Annotated in this window: 19 protein-coding genes and 1 tRNA gene; 13 read left to right on the top strand and 7 right to left on the bottom strand. The window is 39.8% G+C overall.

The genetic code is table 11. The features are described from left to right. Positions 1-38 precede the first annotated feature (38 nt). Positions 39-1,046 (bottom strand): SRPBCC family protein, encoded by a 1,008-nt coding sequence (locus ABJG98_RS14365; protein ID WP_348280232.1) that lies wholly within the window; start codon positions 1,044-1,046, stop codon positions 39-41. A 20-nt stretch (positions 1,047-1,066) separates the two neighbouring features. On the opposite strand from ABJG98_RS14365, the gene ABJG98_RS14360 reads away from it, so the two are divergent. The 3 genes from ABJG98_RS14360 (at position 1,067) to ABJG98_RS14350 (ending at position 2,336) form a co-directional block, all read left to right on the top strand. Beyond that, positions 1,067-1,480, top strand: coding sequence for an RDD family protein (locus tag ABJG98_RS14360; RefSeq protein ID WP_348280231.1), 414 nt, complete (start codon positions 1,067-1,069; stop codon positions 1,478-1,480). Between the two features lie 79 nt (positions 1,481-1,559). Further along, entirely contained in the window at positions 1,560-2,153 is a 594-nt protein-coding gene (locus ABJG98_RS14355) for a TIGR00645 family protein (RefSeq protein ID WP_348280230.1), read from the top strand. 99 nt (positions 2,154-2,252) lie between these two features. Beyond that, positions 2,253-2,336: transfer RNA gene (locus tag ABJG98_RS14350), tRNA-Leu, on the top strand. A gap of 35 nt (positions 2,337-2,371) precedes the next feature. Here ABJG98_RS14350 and egtD read toward each other — a convergent pair. Both egtD and egtB read right to left on the bottom strand, forming a co-directional pair. Beyond that, a complete protein-coding gene (gene egtD / locus ABJG98_RS14345) occupies positions 2,372-3,325 on the bottom strand; it encodes an L-histidine N(alpha)-methyltransferase (protein WP_348280229.1) in 954 nt (317 codons plus the stop codon). Beyond that, entirely contained in the window at positions 3,322-4,584 is a 1,263-nt protein-coding gene (gene egtB / locus ABJG98_RS14340; RefSeq protein WP_348280228.1) for an ergothioneine biosynthesis protein EgtB, read from the bottom strand. Before egtB ends, egtD begins: the two co-directional genes overlap by 4 nt. A gap of 211 nt (positions 4,585-4,795) precedes the next feature. Here egtB and ABJG98_RS14335 point away from each other — a divergent pair, with 211 nt between their 5' ends. The 4 genes from ABJG98_RS14335 to ABJG98_RS14320 are packed head-to-tail and all read left to right on the top strand — an operon-like array spanning position 4,796 to position 7,824. Continuing rightward, positions 4,796-5,473 carry a ceramidase domain-containing protein gene (locus ABJG98_RS14335; RefSeq protein ID WP_348280227.1) on the top strand — a complete coding sequence of 226 codons (678 nt, stop codon included), beginning with the start codon at positions 4,796-4,798 and terminating at the stop codon, positions 5,471-5,473. After that, entirely contained in the window at positions 5,470-5,970 is a 501-nt protein-coding gene (locus tag ABJG98_RS14330; RefSeq protein ID WP_348280226.1) for a CAP domain-containing protein, read from the top strand. Before ABJG98_RS14335 ends, ABJG98_RS14330 begins: the two co-directional genes overlap by 4 nt. Before the next feature lie 60 nt (positions 5,971-6,030). After that, positions 6,031-7,074 carry a DUF6340 family protein gene (locus ABJG98_RS14325; protein WP_348280225.1) on the top strand — a complete coding sequence of 348 codons (1,044 nt, stop codon included), beginning with the start codon at positions 6,031-6,033 and terminating at the stop codon, positions 7,072-7,074. A gap of 60 nt (positions 7,075-7,134) precedes the next feature. Next, positions 7,135-7,824, top strand: coding sequence for a head GIN domain-containing protein (locus ABJG98_RS14320; protein ID WP_348280224.1), 690 nt, complete (start codon positions 7,135-7,137; stop codon positions 7,822-7,824). A 56-nt stretch (positions 7,825-7,880) separates the two neighbouring features. On the opposite strand, the gene ABJG98_RS14315 is transcribed toward ABJG98_RS14320, so the two are convergent. Together ABJG98_RS14315 and ettA are read right to left on the bottom strand one after the other, a co-directional pair. Further along, positions 7,881-9,158 (bottom strand): amidohydrolase family protein, encoded by a 1,278-nt coding sequence (locus ABJG98_RS14315; protein ID WP_348280223.1) that lies wholly within the window; start codon positions 9,156-9,158, stop codon positions 7,881-7,883. 3 nt (positions 9,159-9,161) lie between these two features. Then, positions 9,162-10,841, bottom strand: a complete 1,680-nt coding sequence (ettA, locus tag ABJG98_RS14310; protein WP_348280222.1) for an energy-dependent translational throttle protein EttA — start codon at positions 10,839-10,841, stop codon at positions 9,162-9,164. A gap of 55 nt (positions 10,842-10,896) precedes the next feature. Between ettA and ABJG98_RS14305 the strand changes: the two genes are divergently transcribed. From ABJG98_RS14305 to ABJG98_RS14290, 4 genes are all read left to right on the top strand, one after another. Beyond that, positions 10,897-12,096 (top strand): DUF349 domain-containing protein, encoded by a 1,200-nt coding sequence (locus ABJG98_RS14305; protein ID WP_348280221.1) that lies wholly within the window; start codon positions 10,897-10,899, stop codon positions 12,094-12,096. A 141-nt stretch (positions 12,097-12,237) separates the two neighbouring features. Then, a complete protein-coding gene (locus tag ABJG98_RS14300) occupies positions 12,238-12,459 on the top strand; it encodes a DUF2795 domain-containing protein (protein ID WP_089356648.1) in 222 nt (73 codons plus the stop codon). Between the two features lie 161 nt (positions 12,460-12,620). After that, on the top strand, positions 12,621-15,725 hold the full coding sequence (locus tag ABJG98_RS14295; RefSeq protein ID WP_348280220.1) for a tail fiber domain-containing protein: 3,105 nt from the start codon (positions 12,621-12,623) through the stop codon (positions 15,723-15,725). Next, positions 15,722-16,891 (top strand): T9SS type A sorting domain-containing protein, encoded by a 1,170-nt coding sequence (locus tag ABJG98_RS14290; RefSeq protein WP_348280219.1) that lies wholly within the window; start codon positions 15,722-15,724, stop codon positions 16,889-16,891. The genes ABJG98_RS14295 and ABJG98_RS14290 overlap by 4 nt, the downstream gene beginning before the upstream one ends. 47 nt (positions 16,892-16,938) lie before the next feature. Here ABJG98_RS14290 and ABJG98_RS14285 read toward each other — a convergent pair whose 3' ends face one another. Both ABJG98_RS14285 and queA read right to left on the bottom strand, forming a co-directional pair. Then, on the bottom strand, positions 16,939-17,580 hold the full coding sequence (locus ABJG98_RS14285; RefSeq protein WP_348280218.1) for a 2-C-methyl-D-erythritol 4-phosphate cytidylyltransferase: 642 nt from the start codon (positions 17,578-17,580) through the stop codon (positions 16,939-16,941). 9 nt (positions 17,581-17,589) lie between these two features. Continuing rightward, a complete protein-coding gene (gene queA, locus ABJG98_RS14280) occupies positions 17,590-18,636 on the bottom strand; it encodes a tRNA preQ1(34) S-adenosylmethionine ribosyltransferase-isomerase QueA (protein ID WP_348280217.1) in 1,047 nt (348 codons plus the stop codon). Positions 18,637-18,831: 195 nt separating this feature from the next. Here queA and ABJG98_RS14275 point away from each other — a divergent pair, with 195 nt between their 5' ends. Beyond that, positions 18,832-20,085 carry an ABC transporter permease gene (locus tag ABJG98_RS14275; protein WP_348280216.1) on the top strand — a complete coding sequence of 418 codons (1,254 nt, stop codon included), beginning with the start codon at positions 18,832-18,834 and terminating at the stop codon, positions 20,083-20,085. Positions 20,086-20,155: 70 nt separating this feature from the next. Beyond that, complete coding sequence (locus ABJG98_RS14270) at positions 20,156-21,355, top strand: ABC transporter permease (protein WP_348280215.1); 1,200 nt, start codon at positions 20,156-20,158, stop codon at positions 21,353-21,355. The last annotated feature ends 62 nt before the right edge of the window (positions 21,356-21,417 follow it).

Below are 21,417 nucleotides of genomic sequence, written 5' to 3'. Positions count from 1 at the left end.
GCCCCCAACTGGAGGCTACTTAAACGTATGTTTATTAATTATTTAATTGGAAAATATATTTCAGTTCTCCATTGAGCTGTGTCTGGAACAAGGGTAGGATCAGTTGGGTAAACTTCCCAAGGATTTCCATTCGCCTCGTATCCATAGTAGCTCATGTAATCTACAAGATTCTCATACGCACTTTCCATCAAAGCATAATCTCCCATGTGTATGGTCTTTAACGCCTTGCCAGCATACGTCATTTCACTTATAATGTTGTCATCCTGAACTTCAATCACACTTTCTGTAGGTATACCACAGATCATCTCAGTTTCCTGTTCATCATAACTTAAAACTATCGATATGGGTGCTCCTGCCATAGCAACTTTATTGTTAGCCATATAGGCTCCAATTTGACCATATGCTTGCCCCATTACTTCACCAATTTCTGCCGGATCGCTAGACGAACTTGCTTTTACACCGATGTAAGGTTGAGCGGTTGTCTCCACCTCCTCAATATCATAAGTAAAATCAGGTCTTGATTCCACCCTGGTTTTCAATTTCTGCAATGTCTCATCATACATTGGTGAAAGCATACTCTCTGTTCCAAGTGCAAATAGTTTCATAATCCCAGAGATATCTGTTTCGTCGTAGGTATAAATAACTTTTGTTTTACCATCCTCCTCAGACAAAATCCATGAGGCGGTAGGCTCCCCAGGATACCCTTCAAATCTCATTTTAGATTTTATCATCATATTTTGATCTGACTCTATGATCTCAATACTTCCAGTCCCTAAATCAGGATTATCGCTTTGCCAGCTATAGCTAGCACCAACCCCTGCGGTTGGACCTTCAATGATGATTTTTGCGGTGGTGTCTACCGCAGACCAGGCAGAAAACTGATCGAAGGTTTTAAATCCATTAACTTCATCGAATACAGCCTCTACAGGAGCATCAATGGTTATACTTCTTTCCATGTGGGTCTCAGACGGGCCAAATATGACAACACCGGCTCCCAGAATAACAATCACCAAAATGATGATTCCAATAATTTTAAGAACTTTCATAATTAGAGTTGATTTTTGTGATGTTTAAAGTTAACAGTTTGATAGATATTAATACCAAATATGCCGGTTTCTGGCCAAGGCTTTTAGCTCATAACATTGACCTACTGCCCATCTTGCTCCTTTTCTATTTATTCTCATTTATTGTCCCACGAACTGACTTTGATTACCTAATGATTGGCGGCATTTATTTTGGGTATCACATTTTATTTGAGTGGATGTGGCAGGCAACTCCTGGTAAAAGGTGGGCTAAAATAAAGGTCAAAACAGTGCAAAATAGTAGGGTCCATTTTTTTCAATGCGTATTAAGGAATTTAGCAAAAATCATCTCGCTTATCATTTTTTTTGGTGGATTCGTAATGATCTTCTTTAATCGACAAAAAAGAGGACTTCATGACATAATCGGAGGTACTTTGGTATTATTTGATGAAGATTAACTTAATTTCGATTATTGACGGGTCATCCTATAAATTATCTTTTATATTTCAGGTCTAATTCTAAATTGGTCAGCAAATTATGAGTAACGAGAATTCACCCATAAATCGATTCGAAAGTTTTTTCGAAGGCTTTATATTCTGGAGTAGATGGGTTCAAGCTCCTCTTTATACAGGGTTAATAGTTGCCTCTTTCCTTTACCTCTATAAGTTCTTCCAGGAACTTCTTTACATGGTAAAATACATCAGCATCTGGGATGAAACAGAGGTAATGATCAAAGTTTTGGGCCTTGTGGATGTTTCGATGGTAATGAACTTAGTTGTTATGGTGACAATTGGGGGTTACTCCATTTTTACCAGTCGAATAGACGTAGACATGCATGAGGATAAGCCTTTGTGGCTGGAGGGACTAGATGCCGGTCAATTGAAAATTAAGTTAGCGACATCTTTAGCTTCCATCTCTGGGGTATACCTACTTAAAACTTTCATGAACTACAGAAATGAAGTTGAGAAAACCAGTACGGAAGGAGTAATTATTGAAATCGTAATTCACATGGTATTCATTGTTTCAGCCTTACTATTATCTCAAACAGAAAAAATCACGCATAGCTACCATTCTTCTCACACGCTTCCTGCCGGTGATGAGGAAGAAGAAGGAGAACACGGACATCATTAATAGCAAATCGAAAACGATTAAAGCCGGAATAAATATTCCGGCTTTTTTATTTCTATTCCGATTGGAATTATACTCAAAAAGTTATTTTTACCATCCCTTGCGCATGTGGTGGAATTGGTAGACACGCCATCTTGAGGGGGTGGTGGGAGCAATCCCGTGGAAGTTCGAATCTTCTCATGCGCACTTTTTATTTCCCGGTAGCGACCCACTTTTTTGGATTATTTTTCTTTTTCCCAAAGAATATCAGCAAACCATGATTCTTGATCATGAAATCCATTTAATGGCTTGAAACCAGATTTTTCTGCGAGTTCTTCCAGTTGGACTGCATCATATTTTTTTGATATTTCCATGAAAATAGCTTCCCATGCCCTAAAATGAATCTTTTCACCAGCAACAACAACCTCCTGCTCAACCTTACTTATTAAGTAACTACGACACTCGCCTGTGTGGGGGTTATAGTAAGGATAATGCTGAAATTGGTCACGCTCAAAATTTGCTTCCAATTCATCGTTAATTCGATCGAGTAAATTCAGATTAAACTCTTTTGTCACTCCTTCATGGTCATTGTAAGCATTGAGAATAATTGATGGATCCTTTTTTAAGTCAACACCGAGAAATAACATATCACTAGGCTTTAAAAAGCCTCTCAACTTTGACATAAAACCAATAGCTTCTTCTTCAGTAAAGTTGCCAATGGTGGACCCAAGAAAGAAAACAACGTCTTTCTCCGGATTAGTAGATATCTGAGCCAATGCATCAAAGTAATCACCTTGAAAAGATTCCATTTTCAAGTCAGGCATTTCCGCTTTCAGATTGGTCTCTAATATTTCCAAGACATTGCCAGAAATATCTACTGGCGTGTAGGTAAAGTCAATGCCCTGCTTTAAAAAATGCTTAAGTAAAATCTTAGTTTTAGAACCATCTCCTGCCCCCAATTCAATAATACGAAATGTCTCGCCATCGTATATCGACTGAAGGATGGCCTCCTTATGAGTGGTAAATATTTCGTGCTCTTTGCGAGTTAGATAATACTCATCCAGCTTCATAATCTGCTGGAATAATTCATCCCCCCTAGCATCATAAAAGTACTTAGAGGACAAAAATTTATTTCTGGCTTTTAATCCATTTAATATTTCTTCCTCGAAAATCGTTGTTGCTTCTGTCTGTGTCATTCAATATGTTTTGCCAGACGGATACCAGAAAACATCCATCTCAAATGTGGGTGAAAAAAATTACGATATGTGGGACGAATATGACTTTCTGGTGTTCCATAGGATCCTCCTCGAAGCACCATCTGGTTGACCATAAATTTTCCATTATATTCTCCGAGCGCACCTGCCGGAGGTTTGTAGTATGGATATGGTGTGTAAGGACTTGAGGTCCACTCCCACACATTTCCAAGGAAACTATAATCAACTAAACTGATTGCTTTGAAATTACGAGCTTCAACAAAGTTCATCTCCTTGGACACCTGGAATGAGAATGTGTTACAAGCTACCTCCCATTCTTGTTCGGTAGGTAGCCGGCATCCTTTCCATCGGGCAAATGCATCAGCTTCGTAATAGGACACGTGACAAACAGGCTCATCAGGATTGATTGGCTCATATCCACCAAGAGTATAGTGCCACCAATCTCCACCATCCTCATGTTTCCAGTATCTTGGAGCATTTACCTTATTTTCATTCACCCAATCCCACGCCTCTGAAAGCCACAGCATATGGTTTTCATATCCTCCGTCTTTGATAAATTCAATGAACTCACCATTTGTAACAAGTCCGGATGCTATTTGATACTCATGTAGATAAACTTTATGAAGACCCTCCTCATTATCAAAATGAAATCCTTCACCCTGAAATCCAATTTCATAGATACCTTCTTCAATGTTCAGCCAATTCTTTTTAGTGTTAGAACCACTTATTGGCTTTGGGGTTTCTCTATAGATTGGGTACAAAGGATTGTCCCCTAAAATTCGTTTGATATCGTATAAAAACAATTCCTGATGTTGTTGTTCATGATTGCATCCAAGAATAACCGCCTCACTTGTTTGGTCATCGATCTGACGGACACCCAGGTAATTATTCATATGATCGTCCACATAACTCCGATACTCAAACACTTCTTTAACTGTTGGTCGTGTCAACTGACCTCTATTTTCTCTACTCCACCGATCTCCAGCAGATATATAATAGCTGTTGAATAAGTACGGATACTTCGGATGAAATTCCTTATATCCTTTAACATTAGGTTTCAAAACGAAGGTTTCAAAAAACCAGGTGGTATGTCCCAAATGCCATTTAAGAGGACTCACATCCATAACTGGCTGAACCACAAAATCTTCTATTTCAAGAGGCTCACACAAAAATTGAGTCTGTGCTCTTACCTCTTCGTAAATTTTTAATATGTCTTTCTTAGCTGATATTGTCGAATGCAAAACAAAAAAGAGATTTTTTTCAATTTATAAATCTTAAACGACACAATCGACAAAAAAAGGACGTTAATTGAAAAAAGAAACCCTATCCGCCGGCTGGCAGACAGGGCTCTCAACTAACCAAAAAAGTCTAGAACAATATTTGTTCTATGCTATTACCGTAAGGGAATCAAATTTCCTGCCAGTTAGTTAATAAGCCTGTAAATCTTCATATATGATGCAAATTCTACCCTCAGATGGCGGTCCTATTTATGCAGAGACTGATCTAACAACCTTTATAGCAGAGCCATGGAATGCACTTTCTTCCCTGGCCATTGTGCTACCACCACTGTATTGGGCTTTCAAACTGAAATGGGATTTTAAGAACTACGCGTTTATTTATTTCCTCATTCCGCTTCTGGTATTAGGAGGTATAGGCAGCTTCCTATATCATGCGTTCAGGACTTCAAACTTTCTTTTATGGATGGATGTGCTTCCCACCGCCATCGTTACAGTGGCAGTTAGTATCTACTTCTGGGATAGGATATTACCAAAAAGATGGCTAGCTATTTCGATAGTAGTTCCCTTCATATTCATCCGATTTGCCATTTTAGCGTATTATGGTGGACAGCTCGCAATCAACATCAACTATTTCTTAACGGGGTTCATTATATTCTCTCCTATTCTCTTTTACCTTTCCAGACATCAATACAAGCACTTAAGCAGCATTGTCTTATCTGTCTTTTTTTTAATCCTGAGCCTCCTATTTCGACGACTAGATTTTTCAATTGCTGAATTTTTATCGATGGGCTCCCATTTTCTATGGCACATATTTAGTGGAATTGGAGCTTTTTATCTTGCGGAGTATCTTTATCTAATCAGGAACGATGAACTTCAGACAAACCAGCTATGAAAATCACATTATTCTTCTTGAGCCTAATTCTACTTGCCCCAGTCTCAGAAACAGAACCTCAGACAGCATTATCTGAGGAAGAAATCGAAATAATTTTGGAAAGACACAACTACTGGAGGGCAGATGTTGGGGTTTTAGAAAAACTTGAATGGTCTGATGAAATGGCTGAATTGGCTGCTGATTGGGCTAAGCAGCTTAAGGCAAATGACTGTGGTTGGGAACATAGGCCAAATAACAAATTTGGAGAAAACCTTTTTAAAGGCACTACCGGAGCATTTGATGCAAAGTATGTAGTTGATGCCTGGGCCAGTGAAAAGGAAGATTACAACTATAACAGAAACAAATGTAAGCCTGGAAAAATGTGTGGTCATTACACACAAATTGTATGGCAAACCACTAAAAAAGTCGGATGTGCCAAAATAAGTTGTGGTGGGATGGATATTTGGGTCTGTAATTATGACCCTCCCGGCAATTGGGTGGGTGAAAAACCATATTAAGTTTTTCCAATTATTAAGACGGCATGTTTATTGGTAAATTTGATTTAAACCATTTTACCAATGAAAAACATCTTCACACAACTTATCCTCCTTCTTTTTCTCGCGGGCGCTTGTTCAAGCGGAAGAAGAACCGTATCAATCAATTCTTCACGTCCGGCTGACATCACTGTAGATCAATCCATTCAATCGCTGGTAATACTTAATCGGACCAAATACTCAAAAGAGGCAGTTAATGTCCTTGAAGGTATTTTGACAGGAGAACTTCCCGAAGAAGATAAGGCTGCAATTCAGTCATTTATCATTGGTTTTCAAAAGCGATTGGCTAATTCCGGAAGGTTTGAAACCCGAGTAGCCAACGAGACCTTTATAGGTAATAGTTTGACACAGGCATTTCCTGATCCTTTACCATGGAGCACTATTCGAGTGGTTTGCGAGAACTATGATGCAGATGCTGTGATAGCAATCGAAATGTTTGATTCTGACTTTATTGTTACAGATGGGAAAAGTAAGAAAACTGTGAAAAATGAGGATGGAGAAGAAATTGAAATAGATGAATTCAGTACTTCCGGAGTAGCAAACATCACCATAGGCGTTCGTATTTACGACCCCATTTCCGAAAAAATTATTGATCAGGACCTATATCGTAGGACTAACGAATGGAATGCTCAAGCAGATACAAAATCAGGGGCTATTGCTGCTCTTATTAATAAAACAGATGCTACTCGTCACTTGACCAATCAAGTGGGATCCAACTATGCCTACAAAATCGCCCCAATGCCTGTGCAGATTACCCGTTCTTTTGTTGGGAAATCGAAAAAGTCACCGGCACTTGAGCAAGGATCAAGATACGCAGATGTAGGTAATTGGAAAGAAGCGGCCAGAATTTGGGAAAATGGATTAACATCTGTTCCAAGCAAAGAGGGAGGTTATTTAACCTACAATTTGGCAGTTGCAAATGAAATACTTGGTAACCTCAATGAAGCTAGAAAATGGGCCGAACGATCTTACACTCAGTATGGAAATAATGATGCCCGAAATTACATTCAGGCATTGGAACAACGAATAGAGAATGAACAATTAGCCGAAGAACAAATGGGTAATTAATTTCAATAGCTCATTTAATGCAACCTTTTTGTGCTAATCAAGTCTTTAAATAAAAAGCTTATGAAGACCTTACTTACTCTACTACTGGCCGCTATCGTAATCATACCATCAAACGCACAAAAAAGAAGTGTTGATGTTGGAAGTTTTTCAGAATTATCTCTTGGCATATCTGCTACATTGTACGTCAAGCAAGGATCAGATGACAAGATTGAGATTGAATGTGATGACGACATCTTTGAAAAGATTGAGTTTGAGATGAGGGGAGATAAACTTGTCATAAAGAAAGAAGGTAAATGGAATTGGAACGATGGATGGAGACGCTCTGCAGTGGATATTTATGTGACGATGCGTAAAATAGAAGGATTATCTGTGAGTGGAAGTGGGCTTATTGAAAGCGATGGTCAATTAGATACAGAAGACATTCGACTCTCGGTAAGCGGATCAGGTGACATGGATCTGGACATTAATAGTGACGAAATGGATTTACGCATTTCAGGATCTGGCAGTATTCGACTGGATGGAGAGGCTAATGAAGCAGAGGCTAAAATCAGTGGATCGGGTCGGGTGAAAGCAGAAGATTTAACCGTAAAATCGTTTGAAGCATCCATCAGTGGATCTGGGAGTTGTTACATCACTGCGACTGAAGAAGTGAGCGCCAAGATCTCAGGTAGCGGAAGCGTGTATTATGCTGGCGATCCAAAACGAATCAACTCAAACTCCTCAGGGAGTGGTAAGATCAGAAAGATGTGATGCAAGAAAGCATTACTATTAAAAAGGTCGGAATAATCCGACCTTTTTAATTTGATCTAGTTCTTATAGATTTTGCCCTCCTTCATCACAAACTTCACATCTTTCATTACCTCAATATCTTCTAATGGATTCCCGGGAACGGCTACAATATCTGCGATAAAACCAGCTTTAATCGTTCCAATCTGTTCTCCCATTCCAAGAAGTTCTGCGTTGTTTGAGGTAGCGCAAATAATTGCTTCAATCTCCGGCATACCTGCTTCTACCATATAGGTGAATTCTCTTGCATTTTCTCCATGTTTAAATACTCCTGCATCTGTACCAAAAGCGATAGGCACTCCTCTTTTATAAGCTCTTGCAAAAGTTCCCTGAATTTTTGGCCCGATAACCCGGGCTTTCTCCGCCACTACTTTTGGATAGTAGCCTGGCTTTTTAGCATTTTCTGCTACTTCCATCCCAGCTGTAATAGTAGGAACAAGATAGGCATCCTTCTGTATCATTAAATCCATTGTGGCATCACTCATGTATGTGCCATGCTCTATGGTCTTTACACCATTAGCTACTGCGCGTCTCATCCCTTCATCTCCATGGGCATGGGCTGCAACATGAAACCCTAAATCGTTAGCAGCATCCACAATGGCTTTGATTTCTTCCTCCTGAAAGTGAGCTCCCTGCCCATCTTTTGCTACACTCAAAACTCCTCCCGTTGCAGTAATCTTAATTAAATCAGCTCCATTCTTATATCGTTGACGTACGGCCTTTTTCGCATCGTCCACTCCGTTGACCACTCCACTTTCAGGCCCTGGATCTCCCATAAGATCATCTCGGAATCCATTGGTAGGATCTCCATGACCACCGGTTATAGATAGCCCCTTCTCAGAAGTGAAAATTCTTGGTCCATCAATTGTTCCCTTATTAATTGCATCTCGCAGAGACACATTGACTCCACTACCTCCAACATCTCTGACTGTAGTAAATCCAGCCATTAGGGTTCTTTTAGCTATGTCAACTGAAGCAAAAGCCTTATCTGCCGGGTTGTCGGTGAAGACACGAATATATCTATCAGGACTTGTTTCGCCTTCGATGTGCACATGCATATCAATCCATCCGGGCATGACCGAATGATTCTTGAGATCAATTATATTATCTTCTTCTTTTGCACTGATATATCCGTTTTCAATCGAGACAATTTTCTTACCTACTACAATGATTGATCTCTCAGCCACTGGCTTCTTAGATACACCGTCAATCAAAGTACCGGCGTAGATAATTGTTCGCTGCGCAAAAAGGGAGGCAGCAAACATGATTGTAAATAAGATTAGGGTTAGTTTCTTCATGGCTTAAATTAATTTCTTGTATTTGATACGTTTTGGAGTTTCATCTCCCAATCGTTTTTTCCTATTTTCCTCATACTCGCTGAAGTTTCCTTCAAACCAGTAGGCTTGCGAGTTACCTTCAAAAGCCAATATGTGAGTGGCAATGCGGTCTAAAAACCACCTATCGTGACTAATAACAACTGCACAACCTCCAAAATTCTCCAATGCTTCCTCAAGTGCTCTTAAGGTGTTGACATCCAAATCATTTGTTGGCTCATCCAATAGGATCAAGTTTGCGCCTCGTTTAAGGGTAAGAGCCAGATGTACCCTATTTCTTTCACCGCCTGAAAGGGTTCCTACTTTTTTTCCCTGATCCTGACCGGAAAAATTGAATTTGCTTACATAGGCGCGCGCATTCATCTCTTTCCCACCCAGGTCGATTATTTCGTTTCCTTCCGAAATGACCTCAAAAACTGATTTATTTCCATCTAGTTGATCATGCTCCTGATCTACATAGCTCATGACCACTGTTTCACCGACTTCAAAAGTTCCTTTATCAGGTGTTTCTTTGCCGGTAATCATCTTAAATAAGGTAGACTTACCTGCACCATTTGGTCCAATTACTCCTACTATACCCCCCTGAGGCAGACTAAATGACAAATCTTCATAAAGCAATTTATCTCCATACCCTTTAGCCACACCCTTTGCTTCTATCACTTTAGCACCTAATCGAGGACCGGGCGGGATATATAATTCAAGATTTTTTTCCTTTTCCTTTGCATCCTCTCCCAGCAGTTTATCATATGCACTCAATCTGGCTTTCGCTTTTGCCTGCCGTCCTTTTGGACTCATTCGTACCCATTCCAACTCCCGCTGTAAGGTCTTTTGTCTTTTGGATTCTTGTTTGTCTTCTTTTGCCAGTCTCTTCTCTTTTTGCTCAAGCCAGCTGCTGTAATTCCCTTTCCAGGGAATTCCTTCTCCTCTATCAAGTTCTAAAATCCATCCAGCTACATTATCAAGGAAATAGCGATCATGAGTGACGGCTATAACTGTACCTTCATACTGCTGGAGGTGTTGCTCCAACCAAAGGACTGATTCCGCATCCAGGTGGTTGGTAGGCTCATCCAGTAGCAATACATCTGGCTGTTCCAATAATAGTCTGCAAAGCGCAACTCGTCTTTTTTCTCCACCCGATAAATTTTTTATTACAGCATCTTCAGGGGGAGTGCGTAGCGCATCCATGGCGCGTTCCAATTTATGATCAATCTCCCAGGCCCCCGTAGCATCAAGTTTTTCTTGGATCTCTCCTTGCCTTTCAATCAACTTATTCATCTTATCGGGATCTTCTAAGATCTCCGGTTCAGAAAATTTGGCATTGACTTCCTCGTATTCTTTAAGAAGATCATTGACTTCTTTAACCCCTTCCCTAACAACTTCAATCACCGTTTTTTCTGCATCAAGCTCGGGCTCCTGTTCTAGCATCCCTACCGAATATCCGGGTGAAAACACGACTTCACCCTGATAATCCGTATCTTTTCCTGCAATTATTCGAAGTAATGAGGATTTTCCGGCTCCATTAAGGCCTAAGACTCCTATTTTAGCACCATAAAAAAATGATAAATATATATTCTTAAGTACTTGTTTCTGTGGAGGGTGAATCTTATTTACACCCGACATTGAGAAGATGATCTTTTCGTCTGACATGCTTAAGTTTGATTAGAAATCGAATATACCACGCATTTAAGAATTACACTCACCCTTGGACATCATACAGGTACCATTTGGATTTATAAAAGGCGATAAAGTCTTTCAGAGCGGCTGGGACGGAAACCCGGATCGAGAAATCGGAGAAGTTCGTGATGAAGATCATGAAAAGTCTACCCAGTTCTTTCAAGAACGATTTTCAGATTTAGAGAAAAAAATTACTGAAGTAACAGAAAAAATTGATGCTACAGAAAATAAAGGCTCTTTTCTGATGAAACTGGTGCACCTCCGTGAGCACCTACCACAACATGATGGATTAGGTGATTATCAGGCATTGCAAGATAAGATTTTGCAATATGAATCTCTTGTTCGTGATATCATCCAAAAAAATCGTGTCAGAAATACGGAAATCAAAAACGCACTTATTGAGGAAGCAAAACAGATTGTTGAAATTATCAACTGGAAGGAAGCCACCGAAAAAGTGAATGACATTAAGGGGAGATGGATAAAGACCGGAAGTGCAGAAGAAGATAAAAATGAACAATTAGAAACATCTTTTTGGGATATTATTAAGGAATTTTTTGATCGTAAAAAGCAATTTTTTGAGGATAAGCAAAAATTGACTGATCATCGAAAAAGGCAATATGAGGAACTCGTTGAAGAAGCAAAAAAGCTAGCAGACATTCATGGTCAGGAACGGTTTAATAAAGTGAAGGCTCTAAAAGAACAATGGCAAGAAGTTGGAGGAATTCCCGCTGAATTTTACAAACCACTTAATAACCAATTCAACCAGCAACTAAAAGGAAAAAGATTTATACCCCCTACTGACTACTCAGAAACGCTGAAAAGACTCATTGCAATAAAAAAGGGAAATGAATCCTTTAATAAGGAGGAATTAGATAAAACCAAAAAGGCACTTTTCAGAGATAGAAGTAGAAATCAGGAAAAGCAACAATGCCTTGAGCTTATTCAATTGCTAAACGAACGAGAGTTTGTAAAAAAATTATCCCTCAAACGGTTTCCTGATTTTTCAAAACTGGATTTAGAAAAGAAGAAGACCATCCGAAAGGGTATTATCAATGACCTAATCTCGAGAGATAGGGAAGACCTCAAGATTTATGAAGAAAATTCAGCAAATTTTTCATCCCCTGATGGAAAAATGAATAAAATGGTTGAGAGTAAGATTAGAGGTCAGAAACGAAAGATTGAGGTAAAATCAAAACTTCTGGAATGGGTTGATTCTGGAGAATTTTAATTTTTTGGCAACTTTTCCTTGAGTTTTCGTGTAAGAAAATTACCTTTCTATAAAGGATTATTTTAATTAAGTGCGTATACGATATAATAATATATATTTGCGCGCATTATTAAAACAGGACTTATAAACAGAGGCTAGATTATGTATTGGACACTAGAACTTGCATCGTATTTAGAAGACGCTCCTTGGCCCGCCACCAAAGATGAGCTAATCGATTATTCAATCAGATCGGGAGCTCCACTAGAAGTAGTGGAAAATCTGCAGGAACTAGAAGATGATGGACAACCATTTGAGAATATTGAAGAAATTTGGCCTGATTATCCTACAAAAGAAGACTTTTTCTTTAATGAGGACGAATATTAGTCTAATAAAAAAGATTTTATAAAAAAGCTTCAATCGAAAGGTTGAAGCTTTTTTTGTCATTTATCAAGAAAATTATCAACTGATAAAAATACCCCGAATCCAGTCTTGACTTTAAAGGTTTCCCTTACTAGGTTAGAGTAAATCAACTTTAACTTTCAGACATGAAGAAACTTTACCTTACCATTTCAATTTTTCTAATTGGCTTTGCAGCTTATTCTCAAAAATTACCATTTCAAGGTCGATTACTAGATGGTGGAAAACCGTTTACAGGAACGGCAACCATAGTGTTCGATATTGCAAGTCCTGCTTGGTCTGAAACTATTAGTAACGTGGCTGTTAATGATGGCTATTATGCGGTAGTGCTAGGTGAAATAACTCCATTACCTGACACTTTATTTCAAGACAATCCCGAGGTTCAAATGAATATCACGGTCAATGGGCAAGCGTTAAGCCCTGTAACACTTTATTCACCATTTCTCCCTTATTCTGATGGACCAGTGAATTTAGACTCACTGACTTCTAATTCCATCCAGGCTCTGGGACTAAATAATGATCTCAAAGTCAACATTTTTGCTGATAATAACGGATATGATGGAGCAATTGTCTTAAAAGATTCATTAAATCGAACGGGCGCCTTTATAACAACAGACCGAGGAACAGGTACAGGTGGATACCTTCAATTAAATGGAAGAGAGAATGCTGATGGCACACTCAAAAGTGCTATTGTAGCCGGAACGATTACTGATACACGACAAAACAGTTTTATGAATTTATATGGAGGTAATTCAATCGATGATGGAGCTCAATTGCTGGCTAACCTGTATGCTTCTGATCAAGACATAACAGGTACACTATTACCTGATGGGTATAGAAGAGGTGGTTTAGACCTGTATAATTATTATGGCAACACTACACATAATATATTCTCAGAGCATACAGGTACCTCAACAATCAGTAATATCAATTTAAATGCATCCCAGGATGGAGGAGGACCGCAATTCACTTTAAATCTAAATAGTGGAGATGGGGTCTCAACCGGCGGAAATATTTCGCTGAGAGATGCAGGAGAAACTGAAACCATTTTTTTGGACGGGTCGACCGGCACAATCGATGCACAACAGATTCTAATCAATGGATCGCCAATTGAAGGATCCGGAGGCGGCACGCTTGAACCAGATTCAGTGCGATCAAAGAGTGTCATTGTTGTAGGAAATTCCGGGGAAACGAAAGCAGATCTGAACTTTTTTGATCCAAATAATGCTGGTAGTCTCGTTCTATACGGTGCTAATGATTCCACCAAAGTAATTCTAGGTAGTTCCTCAGGAGGTTATGGTGGCTTTTTAGGCTTGTACGATTCCTTGAGAAATATTGGTGCACAACTGCGCGTAACTAACAAAGGGACAGGCAATCTCTATACAAGAAATGATGCGCATAATTCTGCTGGCTGGTTCGGAGGTCTGGGCAATGATGGATTTGTTCAGTTAATTTCTTACGATGATACCGAAACAGCTACAGGAGCGGCACTTATTGGATCTTTTGTTGATGGAAGCCTTCCGGAATATTATATTGAAGGATCCGCTCAATCAAACTTTGGTCTGGGTAGATTTAGAGTTACCCCTTTAGGAAATTCTACAGAAGAAACAGCGATGCTTGAAATCAACCGAAGCAATGGCGGTGGCCAAGCCGTAATGACTATCGCTCAAGATGATGCTGGTTCAGATCCTACAGGGACCAATGGTATGGTTGAGTTATGGGGTGATAGCAGCATTAATATTCAATTAGGATCAGAAGGGTATGAAGATCATGATATGGCATCCATTAATGTATATGGATCGATCGATGATGGTGGTGGATGGTGGTATAACTCTGGTCAACTGGCAACCAGAAGAACGAGTAGTGGTACCGATGAATTTGGAAACATTTCGCTTTTCAATAATTCAATTGGTAACAACATTCATACGATTGAATTAACAGGAAATATATTTGAATCTGGTTCAGGAGGTCTTATCATTCGCGATTCAACAGGAGTAGATCAAATTCTCCTCAATGGTGATGGTACGATAGATGCACAGCAGATATTTATTCAAGGCCAGCCATTAGCACAAGCTTCCGGAGGAAATATCTCACCTGATACGATTACTACTAGTTCCATTAGAGCACTGAATGGAGCAGGGAATGAAGGAGTTTATCTTCAAGGAAATACAGAAGGCGGAACTCTGCAAATAAGCAGCCCTGATGTCACGAACACCTTTAACAGAGCCACTTTCTTTGCAGGAACAACCAGTAATGGTGAAAATTCATTTGCCAGCCTATATGGCATGAATCCTACAGCAGACGGCCAAGAACTCTTGATTAGTAATTACAATACGGTGACTGATGTTTTTGGAGCTACGTTTTCGGGGGGTTATCGTAGGGGTGGCACAGACTACTTTGATAATGAAGGAACCTTCCTGGCTGCAATTGGATCAAATAGAAACGAAGCAGGTGGCGATCCAACAGGAAAAAGCGGTTTAGTTATGGTTAATGGCCCTGTCACTAGAAATGTTTATGTGTCAGGCCAATGGTGGACCAATTCAGAACTTGGAATCGTTCAGGTTTTCGGTCAGAATGATGATGGAGCTGGAGATTTCAGCTCGAATGTAGAGATCGTTGCTGATGACCAATCCGGAGAAACCTCAGGAAGAATTTCGGTCTTCAATACAGCTAATGGAGGAATAGTTGATGAGACAATCTATATCTCTTCACGCTCGGCATCAGGAGGTGGAATTATGGAAGTCAGGGATAGTATCTCGGCAACAACTATCACTTTAGATGGTGATCCCGGGAATCTGACTGCTTCAGGAACGATTGCTGCTGACATCCTTCAATCTACCTCTGGAGGTGTTCAAACCTCAGATAGAAGATTAAAGAAAAATATCAAGAACCTGGAGAAACCACTCGAGAATACCTTAAAAATGAGAGGGGTATCTTATCAGTGGAAGGATGAGTCTAAATCTCAGGCAAATCAAATTGGTGTCATTGCTCAAGAAGTCGAAGCGATCTTCCCAGAATTTGTTCATACAAATGAGCAAGGCATGAAAGCTGTTAATTATGCACAGATGACTGCCATTCTTATTGAGGCGATCAAGGAATTAAATGCAAAGGTTGAAAAACTTGAAAATGAAAATTCTTCGTTAAAAGCTTCATTGTCAGAAGTTGAGACTCTTCGAAAAGAGATGGACCTTTTAATGAAGATGTTAGGTTCAAGTAAAGCAGCAAGCAAATGAAAAAGCTAATGCAGAAAATAATAGCTTTTGGCTTTGCATTAGCTCTGTGCTTGACTTTACAGGCACAGCTAACCTTGCAGAGCTATGCAACAAATACGGCTGGTGGATCCATATCAGGAGGCAATCTTTCTACTGAAGTTGCTACCTCTACCTTTGGTAAGATTGGCAGAAGCAATACATTCAGTATACTGAATGGACTTCCTTCATTCAACCTTCAAAGTTCGGTGGTAAGTGTACAGACATTTGCCAATCAGAATCCGGTAACAGATGAAGTTGAAGCTATATTGTTAAGAGTTCGACCTTCAGGTAAGTATGACACAATGGACATAGTTACTAGTGCAGGTGGTGATTTCGCTTTTGATCCTGTTTTTCACTCGAACTATTTAGTCAATATTGATTCAGATCCTGAAAAATATGTGGCGACCTATTATGGCGATGCTTTTTTATGGCAAGAGGCCGAAACTCTTGAACTATCAAGCGATTCGTTGGTGCAGGTCCAATTGACTGCAGCACCGCCGGAAACATCTGGTGAAGGAGTGGTGAGAGGGACTATCGAAGAAGACCTAACGAGCGACGAGGGAAGGGTCACTGCCAGAAGACGTGCCGCCAATCGAAAGTGTGGACTTAGAAGAAAGCGTAGTGGAGGAAGAATAGGTCAGGACAATGATGAGTTCGAATTGATTGCCTATGGCGAAACAAATGAAAATGGAGAGTTTGAATATGGCTTCTTACCACAGGGGACTTACCGTTTCTTTGTTGAATACCCAGGAATACCGTTAGATGAATCCTCGTTTGTTGAGTTTGAAATAGGTGAAGCGGGAGTGTCTGATGATGAATTTGTACTTGCAGCTACCGTGACGGACGATGGAATTGTTGTCGAATTGGTATTGGGAATTACCGACGTGATATTTACCAATTTCAACATTTATCCTAACCCTACTGTTGGTACAGTTACTATTTCCTATGATAAAATCAGAGGAAATAATATGCACATGCAGCTAATGGATGCTAAAGGCAACACTTTACTGACCAAAGAAATAAACAAAAGAAACGGTTCAGAAGAGAAGGTTAGTCTGGAAGACTATCCGGATGGCCTTTACTTTTTAAAGTTCATCGATGAAAGATCTAAGAAAAATACGCTAACATTCAGAGTGATAAAACAATAATTCACTACCAAAATCATGAAAAATCCGCTCCTAAGGGGTGGATTTTTCTATTTAAGATCTTCGGGAGTGGTGATTTTGATGTTGTCATAAGTGCCATCTACCAAATTCACTGAGAATCCAGCTGCCTCATAAACACTGGCGTCATCCGTAAACAAGCCAGCTCCCGCTTTTTCATAAGCAAGTTTTAGTTCACTAACCCTAAATGTTTGAGGTGTTTGAACAAGCACATAGTTTGTACGATCTCTGGCAATTGACTCATCATTAATCAATTCACGAATAGAGTCTTTTAACGAAACCACAGCTACTCCTGAACCGTGCTTATCAGCTGATTTGAATGATTGCGTTATCGTCTCTTTAGAAACAAAAGGCCTTACCGCATCATGAACGGCAACCAAACCATCCTCATTGATTAATGCAAGTCCCGATAACACAGAAGCACTTCTGGTCATCCCACCAGTCGTAACCCTTATTTCAGTATCCGGGAAATATTGAAATTTTATTGCCTCCCATTGGGTGACATGAACCTCCGGAAGAACAACGATGACCTGAGTCTTATCATCGTATGTCAAGAATCTGTTTATGGATTGAACAATTATCGGCACACCATTAAGCAAAAGGAATTGCTTTGGCACAGCGCTTTTCATGCGTGTACCTATCCCTCCTGCCACTATGATGGCGTATTTTTTCAAGCGCTATTCTTAGATAATCAGCATTGCATCTCCATAACTGAAGAATCGATACTTTTCTTTAATTGCCAATTGATATGCTTCCTGAATTAAATCATACCCCCCAAAAGCAGAGGCCATCATTAATAAAGTAGATTCTGGTAAGTGGAAATTTGTGATTAGTGCATCGCAAATTTTGAACTCGTAAGGAGGGAAAATGAATTTATCAGTCCATCCTGAATTTTCCTTAAGTAGACCATTTGCAGAAACAGAAGATTCCAGGGTCTTCATTGCTGTTGTCCCTACAGCACAAATTTTAGATTTCTCAGAGAGGGCTCTGTTTACTCTATCTGCTGTAGGTTTTTCAACCCAGTAATTTTCAGAATCCATTTTATGCTTGGTCAGGTCTTCAACGTCTACTGGCCTGAAAGTACCTAAGCCCACATGAAGTGTAATCGGGGCAGTATCAATTCCGATCAACTCCATTTTCTTCATTAACTGTGGAGTGAAGTGCATTCCTGCAGTAGGAGCTGCAACAGCACCAATATTTTTGGCGTATATCGTTTGAAATCTTTCACGATCTTCAGGCTCAGCAGTTCGCTGTATTTCTTTTGGTAGAGGAGTCTCTCCCAGGGCGTCAATCATTTTGTAGAATTGTTCCTGATCGCCATCAAATAAGAATCTGATGGTTCTTCCTCTGCTTGTCGTGTTGTCTATAACCTCTGCAACAAGTTCACCTTCTCCAAAATAGAGTTTATTTCCTACTCGAATTTTCCGTGCAGGATCTACTAGTACGTCCCACAGTTTCATTTCAGTATTTAACTCCCTAAGAAGGAAGACTTCAATTTTGGCACCCGTTTTTTCCTTATTGCCATACAGACGAGCAGGAAACACCTTGGTGTCGTTTACTACGAAAACATCATCTTCTTTGAAATAGTCAACTACATCTTTGAAAACTTTATGCTCAATCTCTCCTGTGTCTTTATGAATGACCATTAGACGAGAATCGTCACGGTTGTCTGTTGGGTGAAGGGCAATAAGACTTGATGGTAAATCGAATTTGAATTCGGATAATTTCATTCCCATAGGAAAAAGGATCTATTTTAATGATCAAAAGTCCGCAAAATTAGCAAATATGTTTCACGTTTGTAACGTAAAAGCAGTTAAACTCGTCAACTTAATCAATTGACCGCTTGAAATACCCATTTGCCGATCGCTATTTATTTGGAAAAGCAGCAATGGTATTGGCTACATTTGTTTAATTAAAATACATACGTGAAAGTATTCAAATTAATTATTGAGAGTTTTCGATTCGCATGGGGAGCCCTACGGACCAACCTATTGAGAACTACACTTTCTTTACTCGGGGTAACAGTTGGGATTTTCTCAATCATTGCCGTATTTACGGCGGTTGATTCGCTGGAAAAAAGCATTAAAGACAGCTTGAACTTTCTGGGCACCAATAATATCAATGTTGAAAAATGGCCCTATGGTTTTGGTGGACCCTATCCATGGTGGACATACTTACGAAGGCCTTATGTCACTTTCGATGAATATCGATTCATAAAAGATAATGTTAACAATGCTCAGGCAGTTTCTATTTTCACCGTTAGGGGTGGTGTGCTGGCTAAGTATGAAAGTAGTAGTGTCGCCGACCTATCCTTGCTTGGAATCGTTTATGAGCACAAGGATGTCTATGAAATCCCAATAGAAAAAGGAAGGTACTTCACCAGAGAGGAGGCAAGTGGTGGTACCAATGTAGTAATCATCGGTCACCGGACGGAGAAAGAATTATTCCCTAACACATCCGCCCTGGGGAAAGACATAAAAATCAAAGGCCTCAAATACTATGTAATTGGAGTCATCAAAGAGGAAGGAGATAGCTTTCTGGGTGCACCAAGTAATGACGATAACATTTACATGCCATACAAATCCTTCCAGAAAATCTATTACTCAGGCAGGAGAAGTGGTGTTGAGCCAAGGATTACGGCCAAAGGTCTTACGACAGATGTCGGCTTGGTAGAACTTGAGGCAGAACTGAGAGGATTGATGAGAAAGAAACGATCGCTCAAACCAAAAGAGGACGACAACTTCGCGCTTAATAGACCGGAAGCTATAAGCAACTTCATTGGATCCACTTTCGATGCAATAGGCGTAGCAGGAGCAATTATCGGTGGCTTTGCAATTTTGGTAGGCGGTTTTGGTATCGCAAACATCATGTTTGTGTCTGTGCGTGAACGAACCAATATCATCGGTATTCAAAAATCTCTTGGAGCAAAGAACTATTTCATTCTTTTCCAATTCTTATTTGAGGCTGTATTTTTAAGTCTTATTGGAGGAGGTGTTGGTGTCATACTTGTTTATTTGATATCCTTTGCCAGCCTTGGGAGTCTTGATTTAGTGCTTACGACCGGGAATGTTATTCTTGGCTTAGGTATTTCGGCTATAATAGGAGTTTTATCAGGAATTGTGCCAGCACTCATGGCTGCAAGACTTGATCCTGTAATCGCCATTCGAACAACAGGCTAATAATACATACGAAGTGAAACTATTTAAATTAATCATTGAGAGTTTTCGATTTGCTTGGGGCGCATTACGAATGAATCTACTGCGAACGACCTTATCACTACTTGGTGTAACAATAGGAATTTTTGCCATCATCGCCGTATTTACACTTGTTGATTCTCTGGAACGGAGCATTAAGGATAGCCTAAGCTTTCTCGATGCAAACAATTTAGATGTAGGCAGATTTCCTTATGAATTTGGCCCCAACATCCCATGGTGGGAATATATAAAGCGACCGTATTCTAACTATGAGGAGTATGAGTACTTATATGCCAATCTCAAGAATGCAGAATCTGCTACTATTTTTGCTAGTGCGCGTACTACTGTCAAATATGAAAGTAGCAGTTTTAATAGTGCTGCGATAGTCGGTGTGGCCCAAAGTCATAATGAGGTGTACGATATGAGCGCCGATGTAGAAAAAGGTAGATACTTCACGCCTGCTGAGTCCTATACTGCAAAAAATGTAGCCATGATTGGATATAAGATTGCAAATGACCTTTTTCCGCGTGGAGACGCAATTGGCAAAGAAATAAAAATTAAAGGATTGAAATACGTAGTAATTGCGGTCTTTGAAGAAGAAGGGGAAGGGATTTTTGGTGATACAGGAAATGATCAGGTTGTGGTGATTCCATTCAAATCATTTCAAAAGATCTACTACATGGGACGAAATAGAGGCGTTGAGCCTCGTATCAGTGTCAAAGGAAAAGAAACAGATTTTGGTCTTGTTGAATTAGAAGCTGAAATTACTGGTCTCTTGCGTTCTAAAAGGGGATTAGGTCCGAAGGATAAAAACAACTTTTCGGTCAATAGACAAGATGCCATTATGAACATCATCGGATCAACATTTGACGTCATTGGTGTCGCTGGCTGGGCCATTGGAGGATTCTCGATTCTGGTTGGTGGTTTTGGCATTGCAAACATCATGTTTGTTTCTGTACGGGAGCGGACCAATATCATCGGTATTCAAAAATCACTCGGAGCAAAGAATTTCTTTATTCTATTTCAGTTCCTTTTTGAAGCAATCTTTCTGAGCCTGATTGGAGGAGGCGTAGGGCTTTTACTTGTCTGGCTTCTCTCACTCGTCAGCTTGGGCAACCTTGACCTGGTGCTTTCATTTAGCAATGTCGTATTAGGTTTAGGAGTCGCTGGAATAATCGGAGTGATTTCTGGCATTGTGCCTGCCTTGATGGCCGCACGATTAGATCCGGTTATTGCCATTCGAACCACAGGATAAAGTCCGAGATTATAATTCCTAATAACAAAAAAGGGAGAGCAAATGCTCCCCCTTTTTGTTAT

The organism is Ekhidna sp., from assembly GCF_039960695.1.
In the GTDB taxonomy this organism is placed as follows: Bacteria; Bacteroidota; Bacteroidia; order Cytophagales; family Cyclobacteriaceae; genus Ekhidna.
Note: the sequence above shows the minus strand (reverse complement) of the source record. Positions and strands in the feature narration are given on the sequence as shown.

Coding starts and splice junctions, on each gene's coding strand:
- ABJG98_RS14365 (WP_348280232.1), bottom strand. CDS start 1,046: ATGAAAGTTCTTAAAATTATTGGAATCATCATTTTGGTGATTGTTATT.
- ABJG98_RS14360 (WP_348280231.1), top strand. CDS start 1,067: ATGTTTAAAGTTAACAGTTTGATAGATATTAATACCAAATATGCCGGT.
- ABJG98_RS14355 (WP_348280230.1), top strand. CDS start 1,560: ATGAGTAACGAGAATTCACCCATAAATCGATTCGAAAGTTTTTTCGAA.
- egtD (WP_348280229.1), bottom strand. CDS start 3,325: ATGACACAGACAGAAGCAACAACGATTTTCGAGGAAGAAATATTAAAT.
- ABJG98_RS14335 (WP_348280227.1), top strand. CDS start 4,796: ATGATGCAAATTCTACCCTCAGATGGCGGTCCTATTTATGCAGAGACT.
- ABJG98_RS14330 (WP_348280226.1), top strand. CDS start 5,470: ATGAAAATCACATTATTCTTCTTGAGCCTAATTCTACTTGCCCCAGTC.
- ABJG98_RS14325 (WP_348280225.1), top strand. CDS start 6,031: ATGAAAAACATCTTCACACAACTTATCCTCCTTCTTTTTCTCGCGGGC.
- ABJG98_RS14320 (WP_348280224.1), top strand. CDS start 7,135: ATGAAGACCTTACTTACTCTACTACTGGCCGCTATCGTAATCATACCA.
- ABJG98_RS14315 (WP_348280223.1), bottom strand. CDS start 9,158: ATGAAGAAACTAACCCTAATCTTATTTACAATCATGTTTGCTGCCTCC.
- ettA (WP_348280222.1), bottom strand. CDS start 10,841: ATGTCAGACGAAAAGATCATCTTCTCAATGTCGGGTGTAAATAAGATT.
- ABJG98_RS14300 (WP_089356648.1), top strand. CDS start 12,238: ATGTATTGGACACTAGAACTTGCATCGTATTTAGAAGACGCTCCTTGG.
- ABJG98_RS14295 (WP_348280220.1), top strand. CDS start 12,621: ATGAAGAAACTTTACCTTACCATTTCAATTTTTCTAATTGGCTTTGCA.
- ABJG98_RS14290 (WP_348280219.1), top strand. CDS start 15,722: ATGAAAAAGCTAATGCAGAAAATAATAGCTTTTGGCTTTGCATTAGCT.
- queA (WP_348280217.1), bottom strand. CDS start 18,636: ATGAAATTATCCGAATTCAAATTCGATTTACCATCAAGTCTTATTGCC.
- ABJG98_RS14270 (WP_348280215.1), top strand. CDS start 20,156: ATGAATCTACTGCGAACGACCTTATCACTACTTGGTGTAACAATAGGA.